The 14,032-nt window shown below is 64.8% G+C and carries 13 protein-coding genes; 10 read left to right on the forward strand and 3 right to left on the reverse strand.

Features of this window, described 5'->3' with window-relative positions; all coding sequences use genetic code 11:
* Positions 1-226 precede the first annotated feature (226 nt).
* Positions 227-778, reverse strand: a complete 552-nt coding sequence (locus tag HMPREF0043_RS02495) for a gluconokinase (protein WP_021601261.1) — start codon at positions 776-778, stop codon at positions 227-229.
* Positions 779-852: 74 nt separating this feature from the next.
* The gene (locus tag HMPREF0043_RS02500; RefSeq protein ID WP_021601262.1) at positions 853-1,527 is read right to left on the reverse strand and encodes a hypothetical protein; all 675 of its coding nucleotides are present in this window, start codon (positions 1,525-1,527) and stop codon (positions 853-855) included.
* A gap of 146 nt (positions 1,528-1,673) precedes the next feature.
* On the opposite strand from HMPREF0043_RS02500, the gene ilvA reads away from it, so the two are divergent.
* The 4 genes from ilvA (at position 1,674) to HMPREF0043_RS02520 (ending at position 5,257) form a co-directional block, all read left to right on the forward strand.
* Positions 1,674-2,927, forward strand: coding sequence for a threonine ammonia-lyase IlvA (gene ilvA, locus HMPREF0043_RS02505; protein ID WP_021601263.1), 1,254 nt, complete (start codon positions 1,674-1,676; stop codon positions 2,925-2,927).
* 416 nt (positions 2,928-3,343) lie between these two features.
* Positions 3,344-3,916, forward strand: coding sequence for a 1-acyl-sn-glycerol-3-phosphate acyltransferase (locus HMPREF0043_RS02510; protein ID WP_021601264.1), 573 nt, complete (start codon positions 3,344-3,346; stop codon positions 3,914-3,916).
* 70 nt (positions 3,917-3,986) lie between these two features.
* Positions 3,987-4,661, forward strand: a complete 675-nt coding sequence (locus HMPREF0043_RS10090) for a TetR/AcrR family transcriptional regulator (protein WP_021601265.1) — start codon at positions 3,987-3,989, stop codon at positions 4,659-4,661.
* Positions 4,658-5,257, forward strand: coding sequence for an NAD(P)H-dependent oxidoreductase (locus HMPREF0043_RS02520; RefSeq protein WP_021601266.1), 600 nt, complete (start codon positions 4,658-4,660; stop codon positions 5,255-5,257). Before HMPREF0043_RS10090 ends, HMPREF0043_RS02520 begins: the two co-directional genes overlap by 4 nt.
* 34 nt (positions 5,258-5,291) lie before the next feature.
* On the opposite strand, the gene HMPREF0043_RS11385 is transcribed toward HMPREF0043_RS02520, so the two are convergent.
* Positions 5,292-6,047: an excalibur calcium-binding domain-containing protein gene (locus tag HMPREF0043_RS11385; protein ID WP_021601267.1), complete on the reverse strand. Its 756-nt coding sequence runs from the start codon at positions 6,045-6,047 to the stop codon at positions 5,292-5,294.
* A gap of 425 nt (positions 6,048-6,472) precedes the next feature.
* Between HMPREF0043_RS11385 and HMPREF0043_RS02530 the strand changes: the two genes are divergently transcribed.
* From HMPREF0043_RS02530 to HMPREF0043_RS02545, 6 genes are all read left to right on the forward strand, one after another.
* On the forward strand, positions 6,473-8,230 hold the full coding sequence (locus tag HMPREF0043_RS02530; RefSeq protein WP_021601269.1) for an ATP-binding cassette domain-containing protein: 1,758 nt from the start codon (positions 6,473-6,475) through the stop codon (positions 8,228-8,230).
* Positions 8,231-8,818: 588 nt separating this feature from the next.
* Positions 8,819-9,202, forward strand: a complete 384-nt coding sequence (locus tag HMPREF0043_RS10960) for a hypothetical protein (protein ID WP_156897484.1) — start codon at positions 8,819-8,821, stop codon at positions 9,200-9,202.
* 392 nt (positions 9,203-9,594) lie between these two features.
* Positions 9,595-9,723, forward strand: coding sequence for a hypothetical protein (locus HMPREF0043_RS11840; protein ID WP_021601271.1), 129 nt, complete (start codon positions 9,595-9,597; stop codon positions 9,721-9,723).
* A gap of 222 nt (positions 9,724-9,945) precedes the next feature.
* Complete coding sequence (locus HMPREF0043_RS02535; RefSeq protein WP_021601272.1) at positions 9,946-11,553, forward strand: asparagine synthase-related protein; 1,608 nt, start codon at positions 9,946-9,948, stop codon at positions 11,551-11,553.
* Complete coding sequence (locus HMPREF0043_RS02540; RefSeq protein WP_021601273.1) at positions 11,543-11,827, forward strand: lasso peptide biosynthesis PqqD family chaperone; 285 nt, start codon at positions 11,543-11,545, stop codon at positions 11,825-11,827. Before HMPREF0043_RS02535 ends, HMPREF0043_RS02540 begins: the two co-directional genes overlap by 11 nt.
* Positions 11,824-14,032: lasso peptide biosynthesis B2 protein (locus HMPREF0043_RS02545; RefSeq protein ID WP_021601274.1), on the forward strand; the 2,209-nt coding region annotated here is incomplete at its 3' end. The genes HMPREF0043_RS02540 and HMPREF0043_RS02545, both read left to right, overlap by 4 nt.

Below are 14,032 nucleotides of genomic sequence, written 5' to 3' on the forward strand. Positions count from 1 at the left end.
AGGCAAGGATTCCGGAATCCCACACGCTCACCTCATTTGGGATGGAAGCATCTTGCCCTTGCGCACACCTCGAAGGGGGCGCACGTCTCTATCTACTTATCGGCTGTAACGCCGCAGGCCCGGGATTATTCCTCCTTTCGGAGGAGCCCCTCCCTGGATTCATAAGTTTATGATCTCAGGCCCTCCTGGACAAACCCTGAAAACAGGGGTTGCGATACCCAACTTGTCAAAGCGTCGCCAGTTTAGTATAGGCGGCGGCGAAGACCTCCTCGGGCGCCCCGGCCTCGTCGACGACGAACCCGAGTTCGTCGTACTCCAGGTCTTCCAGCGTCTCGTACTGGTTGACGAGCAGGTCGGGGTTCATGAAATGGCCCTTGCGGGCCTTGATGCGCTGCTCATTGAGGGAGCGAGGAGGGGCGACGTGGACGAAGACCGTCCGGGTGGGGCAGTTGCGCAGCGTGTCGCGGTACTTCCTCTTCAGGGCCGAACAGGACACGACCGTCGAATGCCCCGCGGCGTTCTCGGCGCGCATCCAGTCCCGGATCGATTCCAGCCAGGGCTGGCGATCGTGATCGTCCAACGGGATTCCCGCCTCCTGTTTGTCGCGATTGGCCTGGGTGTGAAACTCGTCTCCCTCAGCGTAGACGTAGCCGAGTTTGGCCGCCAGCATCATGCCCACCGTCGTCTTTCCGGAACCCGCCACTCCCATGACGACGACGTTCACCGGCCCTCTGCTGCGCGGTGCCGGCGGGAGCACCGGTATGTCGGATTCGCTCATTGCCTCCTCGCTTTCCGTGGCGCGCCGTTCGCCCCACCGGGGATGGTCCCCCTACCGTATATCCCACCCGGCTCCTAGCGCATGTCGAGGAAATGCGGGCCGCGGGCCTCCAGCTCCACGGCGTACATGTCCTTCCACTGACGCCACGGCTCTTTGGAGAGGTAGTCGTTGGTGAAGCGGAAGTCGTCGGAGACCTCGGTGGTGCAGAACCGGGGAATCCTCAAGCCGACCACCGGCGCCAGGCGTTCGCACTCGGCGATGACCAGGCCCTCGTTCTGGCCGCCGAATATGTCGAACTCCCAGCCGTCTTCGTCGTACCACATCGAATAGCGGTTCTTGAGGATGACGTTCGGCGAGCGGCGCAGGATCTGGGTGGCCACCGATACGTCGACCTCGGTCTCCATCTCGTACCGCTCCGCGGCTACGGCGGGGGACTTGACCGCGATCGACGCGGTGGCGTCGGCCTCGGACTCGGACAGGAGCGCGGCGAGGATCCTCCGCTCGTAGGCGCCCAGATGGTCGGTGGCCTCGTCGAAGGGGGCGAGGCCGACGTCTCTGCCGGGGAAGGTGACCCGCACGCGCACGGCATAGCCGTCCACGGCGAAGACGTAGGCCTGGACGATCACCTGCTTCGATCCGTGTGCGAGCACCTCGGGCGGCAGGTCGCGCACGTAGAACTTGCGCTCGAACTCGAATTCGAGGCCGTCGGCACCGTCGAGCGTGGTGCCGTCGGCGTCATCCGCATCCATGCCCCAAGGATACGGGGCGGCGGCCGCCCCGGCGGGCCCCCGACGCACCGGGGCGACGATGAAGCGGGTGAGGCCTTCGTCGGACCCGCCCAGAGCCCCGACGCACCGGTGAGGGCGACGCGCCGCCGGAATGGCAGACTTGAACCATGAACACCGCACTGCCCACGGGCGTGGACGTCGTCGTCGCCGCGCAGACGCTCGGCCAGACCGTCCGGCGCACGCCGCTCGACCTGTCGCTGCGCCTGTCGGGGATCCGCCGCCAAAGCGTGCTGCTCAAGCGCGAGGACATCCAGGTGGGCCGCTCCTACAAGGTACGCGGAGCCTACAATTTCATCTCCGGCCTGCCCGCGAACGAGCGGGAGGCCGGGATCGTGTGCGCATCGGCGGGCAACCACGCCCAGGGCGTCGCCTTCGCCTGCCGCCAGTTGAAGATCCACGGCAAGGTATTCCTGCCCTCGACCACGCCGCGTCAGAAGCGCGCCCGCATCGCCGACATCGGCGGTCGCTGGATCGAGCAGATCGTCGGAGGGGCCGCCTTCGACGAAGCCTCCTCGGCGGCGATGGAGTATGCGAGCGCCCACGGCGCGACCTACGTCCATCCCTTCGACGATCCGCGCACGATCTCCGGGCAGGGCACGGTGGTCAAGGAGCTCTTCGAACAGGCCAGCGAGAAGCCGGCGACGGTGGTCGTGCCCGTCGGCGGCGGCGGGCTGCTCGCCGGGACCGCGATCTGGCTGCGCGAGTTCCATCCCGAGGTGAGGATCGTCGGCGTCGAGCCCTCGGGGGCGGCGTCCATGCAGGCCGCCCTGGCCGCGGGGGAGCCCGTCACCCTCCCGGAAATCGACGCCTTCGCCGACGGCACCGCCGTCGCCCGCGCGGGCGAGGTCACCTTCCGGATCGCCAGCGAACTCGTCGACGACGTCGTCTCCGTTCCCGAAGGCGCCTTGTGCACGGAGATGCTCGAGCTCTACCAGGTGGAGGGGATCATCGCCGAGCCGGCCGGGGCGCTGGCGTCCACCGCCGTCGCCCGCTTCCTGCCCGACCTCCCCGACGGGCCGATCGCCTGCGTCGTCTCCGGCGGGAACAACGACGTCTCGCGCTACGACGACATCGTCGAACGCTCGAGCGTCTACGAAGGCCTGCGGCACTACTTCCTCGTCACCTTCCCGCAGGAGCCCGGGGCGCTGCGCCACTTCCTCGACGGCGTGCTCACCGACGGCGAGGACATCGTCCTGTTCGAGTACACGAAGAAGAACAACCGCGAGACCGGCCCGGCCCTCGTCGGCATCGAGATCCAGGACCGCACCCGCATCGGCGACCTCCTCACCCGCATGGAGGCCTCGCCGCTGCACATCGAGAAGCTCGAGCCGGACTCTCCCGTCTTCTCCTTCCTCTTGTGACGCACGCCTTCCCCCTGTGACGCGCATTCCGCCGCGCAGGGGCCCGACCGGATCGCCTCTGGCGCCGCTCCCATTCCCCTGCAGAAGAGCCGATGTGCCCGAACCCGCAGGCGATCCGGGCCGCTCGGCGCCGGCGCCGCAGTGCACGATCACGCCCCGAACCCCGCGGGCGACTCGGGCCGCTCCCCTCGCGCGCAGGCCCCTGCCGGCCCGAGCGCCTCGCGCCCGCCGAACGCCCCCTCCCGCTGCGCCACCGGGCCTCCACCAGACAGCCGGGGGCAGCTGTCACCGCCATGATCTGCGCCCTCCCCGGCAGGGCCTCCGCCAGGCGGCCGAAGGCGAACCGGCCCTCGCCGAGACGTACACTTGGCTGGGCGCCGGCAGCCGCCCACCACGTCGAGACTCGGGAGGAACCCATGGGCCTGAAGAAGGCAATCGCCGCAACCTACATGCGCCTGTCACGGTGGACGTTCGTGCACGAGCCCCTTCCGAAGAAAGTGGTCCTGATCGGGGCTCCGCACACCTCGAACTGGGACGGCTTCCTCATGGTCATGTGCTTCTGGCGCATCGGGCGCCCCTACAAGTTCCTCGTCAAGGAATCGGCCGCGAAGAATCCCGTCGTCGGCCCGATCGTCCGCTGGGTGGGCGGAGTCCCCGTGAATCGCGAGGGCGGCCACGGGGTCGTCAAGGCGGCGGTCGAAGAGGCGAACCGCTCCGAGGAGTTCACGCTCATCATCGCCCCCAAGGGCACACGATCCCGCCGCGACTACTGGAAATCCGGCTTCTACCGAATCTGCCTGGAAACGGGGCTGCCCCTGCAACTCGGCTTCATCGATTCGCGCACCCGCACGTACGGCTGGAGCGGGAACATCACGCTGACGGGCGACGTCAAAGCCGACATGGACCGGATCCGCGAGTTCTACGCGGGCAAGCTCGGCAAACGACCGGCCAACTCGAACGTCCCCCGGCTCCGGGCGGAAGAGGGGTGATCCCAGCCGCCCGCCTCCGTCCGAACCCAGCGGACTTGACCAAATAGGTTAACGGCATTAACCTATTTACATGACGAATTCTCAGGACGGGCGGTCCACGCAAACCCGCCGGCGCTTAATCGACGCCGCGATCGGGCTCGTCGACCAGTCGGGGTGGGAAAGCGTCACCCTCAAGGCCGTCGCGCACGAATGCGGTGTCTCCGCCCCGGCCTCGTACAAGCACTTCCCCAACAAGGCCGCCCTCCTGAAGGCGACCGGCATGGAGATGTCCACGCGGCTGGCCCGCGCGTGCGAACCGCTCGTCGACGCCGATCCGCGGAACTCTCTGATCGGCATGGGGAAGTTCATCCTCACGTTCGCCGGCAGGCATCCGCGGCTCCTCGAGTTCGTCATGTTCGGGCCGGGCAACACGGCCGATCTCCCACGCACACGGGAGGCCGGGCGGTCCGGCGCTGCTGGCGAAGCCGGGGGCGCGCCGGCCTCCGGGCGCGCGCCGGCCTGTCAGCCAGCCTCGGCCCCGCGGGAAGCCGGAGCCTACCCGTTCCTCGAACTCGTACGGCGGGAGGTCGCGCGCCTGACGGCTCTCCAGGGGCGTCCCCCCGAGGCGGAGAACCGCTTTTTCATCGCCATGTGGAGCTTCGTACAGGGGTACTCGGCGCTCGTCGCCGCCGGCGCGACATCCTTCGACGACGGCTTCTTCCGAGCCGCATTCACCGCACTTCTCACGATCGACGAAAGGACATGACCATGTCTCAAACCCTCATCGTCTACGCCCACCCCTACGACGGATCGTTCAACCACGCGATCCTCGAGGAGGTCAAGGCGGGCTTAGAGGCCAGCGGACGGCCGTACGAGGTGATCGACCTCTACGCCGACGGCTTCGACCCACGCTACACCGCAGAGGAGCTCTCGCTTTTCAGCAAAGGCGAGACCACCGACCCGCTCGTCGAGCGCTACCAGAAGATGATCGAGGCCAGCGACTCGTGGATATTCGTTTCGCCCATATGGTGGAGCGACGTCCCCGCCATCCTCAAGGGCTTCCTCGACAAGGTCATGAAGCAGAAGTGGGCCTACCTCCCTTCCTCCACGGGGGTCAAGGGCAAGCTCACCCACGTTCGCTCCGCCTGGGCGATCACGACCTCGACGGGCCCGACCTTCTACTACCGCGTATCGGGCAAGAACGGCGTGCGGCGGGTCTTCCTCGGCCAGGCGGTCAAACAGCTCGGCGTCCGCAAGCGCCGCTGGACGCACTTCGGGCGCGTCAACCTGGTCGACGACGAGCCCCGCACGCGATTCCTCGCGAAGGTGCGCAAGATGGCGGAGCGTTTCGGCAACCGGTGACAGACCGAGCCCGAATGTCCAGCGACTCGGGGCGTCACCTCCTCTCGCAGGCGATTCCGTCCCCGTCGCGGTCGAGCTTGGGTTGGTACCCCGGCTCCCCCCGGCGGATGGGGGCGGCGCCCTTGGCCCTGGCCTCGGCGCAGTTGTTGTAGTAGACGGAGCCCTCCTGGGAGGGGGCGGCGGGCGCGGAATAGCCCGAATCGCCGTTCCCCGCCTGGCCGGACTGACCGGATTGGACCTGGCCGGATTGGCCGGATGACGCCCTCCTGGACGACGTGCCGGAGGGCGCATTCGACCCTCCGCTCGGCGCGCCGTTCGCCTGGCCTTGCGTCGGCTGCACGGCAGACGAACCGTTCTTGGCCGCGAGATCGGACTTGCACGCGTCCCGCTCGGACGTGAGTGTGCCGACTTGGGATTGGAGCCCTTCGGCCTTGGACTCCGCCTTCGCCTTGGCGCTGTTGGCCGCCTCGAGCTTCTGTTTCAGCTCATCGTTCTCGGCCTTCGTCGCCGAAAGCTCGCTTTTAGTCGTCTCGTAACGGGATGCCATGGCTTTGTCGCCGGCGGCGTTCCCCTTCGAGCTCTCCGCGTATGCCGCACTGACGCCGAACGCGAACACCGAGCAGAGGATGGCGGTGACGACGGCGCGCCGACGAGTCACCATCGTCTTGGCCGGTGCCGGATTCCCCTCTCCGTACCCGGGACTGTATCCGGAATATCCGTCGACCCCCGGCATCTGCGCCGTGGCGTCGACTCCTGCGTCGTTTCCCCGGTCGAAACCATATTCGCCCATAGTCGTTGTAGGCCTCCATTGCCATACCGCGCCCACCGGAATGTGAGCGCCATCCCATTCTATGCGTGAGAGACCGGAGGCGCCGGCCCCGGCGTCATCCGGTGGTCTGACTTCGCGGACGCAACCGAATCCCGAGGCATCGTCGCGGTCTCGGCATCCACCGGTAGGACGGGACGCGTCGGATCCCGTAGGCACCGGCGCCGCCTCACGGGGCTTCGGCTGGGAGAAGCTCTGCGACCGGGGGCACAGGGCCACCGGCGCCGCCTCACGGGGCTTCGGCGCGACAAAAGAGGCGACGTCGAATTCCATAGACGCGGCGCCCTGACTCGCATATCGACGCTCGAACGCCGGCCGGGGTAGGATGGGCCCATGTCCGACTGACCGGTATCCCAGCGTCCCGTACACCTCTCGATCAGTGGGTTCCCGTGTCGGTCATCTCCTTCTCTCGCGTCTATTTCAGCTTCACGTCCTCGCCGCTCATCGCCGACCTGTCCTTCACCTGCTCGGCGGGCGAGAGGCTCTGCGTCGTCGGCCCGAACGGGGCGGGCAAATCCACCGTTCTGCGACTGGCCGTCGGCGAACTGACCCCCGACGCGGGCTCCGTGCACTTCCCGGGCGATCCCGCTCCGCACAGTCCGCAGACGCCTCGAAGCCATGCGCCAGCCGAGGCGCCCGGATCTCCCGCTGAGGCGCACCGGCTCAAACCGGATCCGGGATTCGCCGGAACGAGCAGTCTCGCGACCGTCGGCGACGTCCTCGACGGCGCCTGCGCCGGGCTCAAGGCGATCGAGGCCCACTTCGTTCAGCTGACCGAACGGCTCGCCGCCGGGCACGACGTGAGCGCCGAATACGACCGCGTGATGGCGTGCATGGATGCCTTCGACGTCTGGGCCCTCGGAGCGCACACTGCCTCGGTCCTGACCGGGTTGGGCCTTCAGACGATCGAGCCGAGCCGCACCGTCGCGTCGCTGTCCGGCGGGCAGCGAAGCCGGCTGGCTCTCGCGGGCGCCCTCCTCGCCCGTCCCCCGAGCCTCGTCCTCGACGAGCCCACGAACCACCTCGACCCGCCGGCCCGCGGCTTCCTGCGCGATCTGATGATCGGCTGGTCCGGGCCGGTCCTGTTCACCAGCCACGACCGGGCGTTCATCGACGACGTCGCCACCGGGATCCTCGACCTGGACACAGCTCCCTGGCAGGCGGCTCTGTCGGCTTCGGGGTCGGATGAGGTCCTCGGCGCCTACAGGGTCTCGGGAAACTACACGGACTACCTCGCCGACAAGGCCGCCGCGCGCCGCGCCCACCGCGACGTCCACACCGCGCAGCAACGGCGGAAGCGGGCGTTGATGCGGCATCGGGAAGTCTCTCGGCACGTCGGCCACAAGGACGCCACACCGCGATCCGAGGTGAGGATGGCCCGGAAGTTCTACGCGGACCGCGCCCAGCGGGTCTCGGCCCGGCGCGTCGACGAGGACACCAGGCGGCTGGAGGCACTGGCCGAACGCGAAGTGCGCAAACCGCGGGAGGACGGCTGCTCGATCGCCCTCACGCCCGTCGGCCCGCGCGGCGGAATCGCGGTCAGCGTGCGCGAAGCCGCCGTCCCGGGGCGCCTGGCCCCCACGTCCGTCGAACTCGCCGCGGGCGAGCATCTTCTGGTGATCGGCGGCAACGGCAGCGGGAAGAGCACCCTGCTGTCGTGGATGGCCTCGGGGCGGCCGCCCACCGTTGCGGCCGGCGACGTTCAGTCGAGCCCGGCGAGCAGCGGCCGATCGGAACCGCTGCCCCCGGTCGAGGGCCGCGAGCCCATGTCCGCCAGCGGGAGCATCGTGGTCGCCGGCAGGATCGGCTACGTACCGCAGTCGCTACCGGAGCCCGACCAGCCGGGCGCAACCGCCGCTCTCTGGCGCGTAGGCGTAGGAGAGGCAGGCAAGGGCCTACTCCATCCGCGTCACTGGAGCCGTCCGATCGGCGAGCTCTCCGAGGGCAACCGACGGCGGGTGCAGTTCGCCCTGGCGATCGCCGCCGATCCGGAGGTTCTCATCGTCGATGAGCCGACGAACTACCTCGACCTCGACTTCGTCGACGCTCTCGAGGCGGCCCTGTCCCGATGGGATGGGACGCTGGTCGTCGCCACTCACGATCGATGGCTCATCGACCACTGGGTGGGAGCGAAACTCCTCCTATAGTCGGTCCACCGACACGCTGAAAGCCGGCACATCGCATCTCGCATTCTGAGAAGTCGAACGCCAGGCGGACGTTATCGTTTCTTTATAGAGCGCCACGTTCAATATACGGACCACTCGTGGACGAAGCCCGGTTTTCCAACGGAAAGTCATATCCGGCTGACTGAGAAAACTGGCAAGTATCTTACGCACTTCGATTTGTCAATGTTCATTTGCCCACTTCTGTACATCGTTGAACTCTTGTTCCACGGCACGTAGAGTGCAGATATAACAATCCGAAGAACTCACCCGTTCGTTTCGGAAATTCATTCATCAGTTCATCCACCCCCTCATATGAGAATGAACTGGAAAATCAGTGACACTGTCTAATCACGACAGTCGTCAATCTATTCACACAAAATCATTATATGTTCATATAAGACATAATTGTGAGGACATCACTTTAATACTTTATTAATTATAAAAGTTAATTAATGTATTAGATTATTATATAGTGAAGTTTTCACATATTATGCTTCCATTCGGAAGAATGGCAGCGAATATACCACATATTGGAGGAGGTGAATATCGTGACATACACGACTCCTAGGATTGAGAAGCTCGCCGATTACAGCAACGCCACTCGTGGCGGTTCATGGGGTAACACCCGTGATGTTTGGTGGGGCAGATGGTGGAACTTCTGGTACTAATCCACTGAAGCTCATCATTGCGATTGATAAAACCAGTGTAAAATCGAAGAGATGTGTCATCACTTCGATGCCTACTCGAACGGTTCAGAAGCTGTGGTTTGACTCCTCTATCCAGAAGCCACATCACAGCGATTACTTCCACACTACGAAGGAGATGAAAACCATGGCATACACCACCCCCACGATCGAGAAGATCGCCGACTATACTGAAGCTACTCACGGCATCCGGCGGGGACGTTCCTATGATTTGAACCACGCTAGATTTACCATTGTTAATCTCTGGTGATTTTATCACTGTGGAATTAAAAAGGTGCCATTACCTCTCCAGCCGCTCAATCAAATTGGGAGCTGTGGTGTGATTATTTCTGTCCAGAAGCCACATCACAGCGATTACTTCCACACTACGAAGGAGGTGAAAACCATGGCATACACCACTCCAACGATTGAAAAGCTAGCTACCTACAGCGATGTCACCCGTGGAGGGCCGCGAGGCTACTTCCGCGATTGGCACCATGGAAGGCTGATCTGGCTCTAATACCCCGACACGGGCCTGATCAGCGAAATCGAAGGAACGCCATCGCTCCTATCCGCTTGATCGACTCGGAAGCTGTGGTGGCTCCCCTGCCCGGGATCCACACCACAACGGTTACTTCTACAAATGCAAAGGAGGTGAAAACCATGGCATACACCACCCCCATGATCGAGAAGATCGCCGACTACAGCGAGGCCACTCGCGGCGTTTGGTTCGGCGCCTGGCGGGACATTCTCAAGGCGAAGGCTCCGTTCTACTTCGATGCCAAGCTCTGATCCACCAAACAAGGGGCGGGGCCGAGAACTCGATCGGCCCCGCCCCCATCAAGGTAGAAGGATTGTACATTGTTAGACGTTTTAATGGGAAGTTCCGATGCGCTCCCGGATTCCGCCTCCGCGGATCCGCCCCCCGCGCCAGTCGCATGGCGTGTTCTGGGAGGCGGCTCGCGCGCGAGAATGCGCACGAAGAACGGAATCCTCGACGTTCCACGAGCACGAATGCCCTCACCGTTCCCCGGCGAGCCTCCCACGCGCGAAACAGTCGCAGATCTGGATGCGGCCACGGACCTGACGGACGCCGATCACGCCGGCGTCATCGTGTTCTCCGACGGTGAGGAACTGACGGCTTTCGTTCCCGCGTGGTCTGGGCAACAACTTTACTGGGCGATCGACGGCCGTACAGTCCTCCTGTCCACATCCGCCCGTTCGATCGCGAAAGCCATCGGCGCCGACGTCAACGGCTGCTTCCTTTCCGCGTCCCTCATCGACAGTTTCCCCTTGGGAGCCTCCTTCCGGATATCGCCGTGGAACGGCGTGAGTGCGATCGCGCCCTTCGAGGTGTTGCATGTGAACCAGGATCTGGCAACCCGGACCGCCCAGATCCCACCGGACGTCGTTCCCACAAACGCCTCCGACGCCAGTGTCGACGCAGGAATCGTCCGCCTGCGCACGGCGCTGCTGGAGGCGACGCATCGCAGAAGCCAAGGCACGGCATCCATCACCTGCGACATCTCCGGGGGCGTCGACTCGGGAGCCAACGCCTACCTGCTGCGTGCCCTGCACGTAGACTTCACGGGCGTCCGTGCGCGAGCGAACTCCGAATGGAACCTGGACGACATCTGGGCGGGCCACATCATCAACGACTTGCGAATTCCGCACGTAGACTTCCCGCCGATCGGATCGACGAGTTTCACCTTCGACGCCACCTCCGGGTATCCCGACGGCAACGTTCCGGACACCCCCATCATGTGGAGCGACACCGAAGGGTACGTGCGTGCTCTGAGGGATCGTTTGCGCACAGGCCCACACGTCCATTTCACGGGGCTGGGGGGAGACGAGCTGTTCGCCCCCCTGCCCACGCTCCCGTGGTCCCTCATGCGAAAGCGGGGCATCGGCGCCCCACGGATGGCCATCCGATACTGCCTACGCAACCGCATCCCTCTGCGCCGAGGCATTCCCGGCCTCCTCAGCACCACCCCGTACGGCGAATGGCTCTCCCGCGAGTTCCACGAACTCGCCGCCCACGGAACGACGCGGAAGGACGAACTGGCCTGGTCCGGGCACTTCGCCTTCCCGTCCTACATGTCCGAGCGCGGTAAGAACCTGGCCCTCGACCTCCCCTTCGATCCGAGCGGCATTCAGCCGCTGAATCGGGATCGGACCGTCCACCAGGCTCTCGAGTCGCTGCTCATGCAGGCGAGCATCACCCAGCAATTGGGCGATGTATTCTCCGACTCCGGGCCTAAGTGGACGTCGCCGTTCCTCGATCCGCAGGTCATCCACGCCGCACTCGCCCTGCCGATGGGCATGCAGCGGCACGCCTCCCTCAACAAGCCGATGCTCTACAAGGCCATGCGCGGCCTTATGCCGCGGGAGATCTTCGCCCGGGCGACGAAAGGCGAGTACTCAAGCGACGCCTACACCTCCATAAGCCGCCAGAAGGATCAAATGGAACGCGATCTGACAGGCGGCGCTCTCGCCGACCTAGGTATCATAGATGTGAATGTCTTGAGGGAAAAATTCTCATTGAAACTGCTCTCCAGCGAGTTCCTGTTCGAACTGCAGGAGCTCGCGTCTATTGAAAGATGGGCACGCCATGTTTGCTAGAAGGAAGAAGAGTGAAACCCGGGATCCCGCCCTCGCTCCCAGTGTGTCGGTGATCGAGGGCGAGCAGGGAACCGTCCTGTTCGACGCCCGTCGGGGCGAGTACTACCAGGTCAACGAGCTGGGGCTCCTGATCGTCCGAGCCCTCGGCGAAGGGCTCGGCTCGGAGGCGATAGTCGAGCGAGTCGTCGATGCGTACGACGTCAGCCTCGACGTCGCCGCCGAAGACGTGCGGAACTTCCTTCTCCAGATGAAGGAACTCGAGGTCGTGAAATGACGATTCATCTCTTCCCCGAACAGTCCGCCCAGACCAGCTTCCGGGATCGGATGCGGGCGCGGGCGGCCGTGCTCATGTCCAACCGCCTGGCCAAATCGAAGCCCGAGCGCATCGAGCGGGTCATCGGGCGATGGGCCGCCAAATACCCCGTCACCGACATCGAATCCGCCTACAAGGACCGAGCCGCCGTCTGCTCCGTGAGCGGAAGGGCTCGAAGCCGTCAAGGGTGCCTTCTCCGGTCGATCTCCGTGGCCCGGGCCGCCAAGCTGCGGCGGCGTTCGATCACCTGGTGCAGCGGCTTCGCCGTCGAACCCTTCCGCGGCCACGCCTGGGTCGAAGTCGGCGGAGTGCCCATCATGGAAAACGAAGAGCTGAGGGAGTACACGAAGAGCGTCGAGGTTCGAGCGAAAGGTGACGTCGAATCTTCAGCCTCCGATTCGACCGGCATGGTCGCCGAACTCAACGAGGTCATGGAAAGCCCGGCGACCACTCCCGCCAGCCCCGGTGATCTGCTCACCCTTGCGGGAAATCGGCGCGGGCTTCTCGCCCTCGCGGGGATCCTAGCCCTCCTGGGGTCGGGGTTGACGCTCGCCATTCCCAGCTTCATCGCCAAGTTCTTCAGCTCGGGATCCTTCACCCTTCCCGGCATCAGGCTGGTCGGCGCTTTCCTGGGGTTGATTCTGGCGTCCGGCGTGGCCACGGTGTTCCAGCACTACTATCTGCAGAAGGTGGGCGAGTCGATCGTCAACGACGCCAGGAGGAAGCTCAGCAGGCACCTCCTGCGCCTGCAAATCAAGGAGTACGACGAACGCAGCACCGGTGACCTGATCAGCAGGGTGGCCAGCGACACGGCCCGTCTGCGGACGGGCTTCCTCCAGATCTTCGTGGCCGGCACCACCGGCATCCCGCTCATTCTGGGCGCCGGAGTCATCATGCTCGTCATCGACCCCGTCCTGCTGGGCACCGCTGTAACGTTCATCATATTGTTGAGCATCTTGATCGCCGTGATAAGCCGCGTAGTCCAGGGGACCAGTTTGGCGGCCCAGCACGAGTTGGGCGAGTTGACATCTCGTGTCGAGCGCGACATGACGGCCATCCGCACGATCCGGGCCGCCAACGCCACCGCCTCCGAATCGGCCAGCCTGGACGAACAGGTCGAGACCACCTGGCAGGCCTGCCTGAAAGTCGCCAAAGTCCAATCGGTCGTCATGCCGATCGCCACTGCGGGGCTCCAGGTCTCGGCCATCGTCGTCATCCTCACCGGCGCCTACCGCATGAGCACGGGGGCGCTGTCCATGGCGGGCCTGATCCAGTTCGCTTCCCTGCTCTTCATCCTCATGTCGCCCCTGAGCCAGATGATGGCCGCGGTCTCCGAACTCCACTCATCCCTCGCCTCCCTCGAGCGCGTCAACGAGATCTTCGACCTGCCGCAGGAAGACGAATTCGACATCGCGAACCTCCTTCCGCACGCCGTTCTAGCGGCTCCGTCCACACGCGGCCTGCCCGCCGCCGGCGCTTCCCCCGACGGCGGCACCCCTTTGGCCATCGAGTTCGAGGACGTCTACTTCACCTACCGAGAGAGGAAATTCGGCCGAGAACCGGAGGACGATTCGGATTCACTCGTCCTCCACGGACTCAATCTCGTCGTGCCGCAGGGAAAGCGTGTGGCGATTGTGGGGCCGTCGGGTGCGGGCAAGAGCACGGTCCTGCAACTGGTGGAGAGGTTCTACGACGTGGACGGCGGAGCCATCCGCGTCTTCGGCAAGGACATCCGCGACTACTCCCGAGAAGACCTACGCCGCCACCTGGGATACGTCGAACAGGACTCACCCGTCCTGAGCGGAACCCTCCGCCAAAACCTCACCCTAGGCACCCCGGACATCACAGACGATCAATGCCTGGCCGCGCTGAACGCCGTCAACCTCGAGTACTTGGCCTCCCGGTCCTCACTGGGCTTGGAGGCTCTGGTCGGGGAGTCGGGGGCGGCTCTCTCGGGCGGGGAGCGCCAACGCCTGGCCATCGCCCGCTCCCTGCTCTCCGGCAGGAAAATCCTCCTCTTCGACGAAGCCACCGCCAACCTCGACTCCCACAACGAACGCCAAATCGGCGACGTCCTGACAAACCTCCGCGGCAACCACACCGTCCTCGTCGTCGCACACCGACTCTCCACCATCATGGACGCCGACCTCATCCACGTCCTCGAAC

Origin of the sequence: Actinobaculum sp. oral taxon 183 str. F0552, assembly GCF_000466165.1 — a bacterium.
In the GTDB taxonomy this organism is placed as follows: Bacteria; Actinomycetota; Actinomycetes; order Actinomycetales; family Actinomycetaceae; genus Peptidiphaga.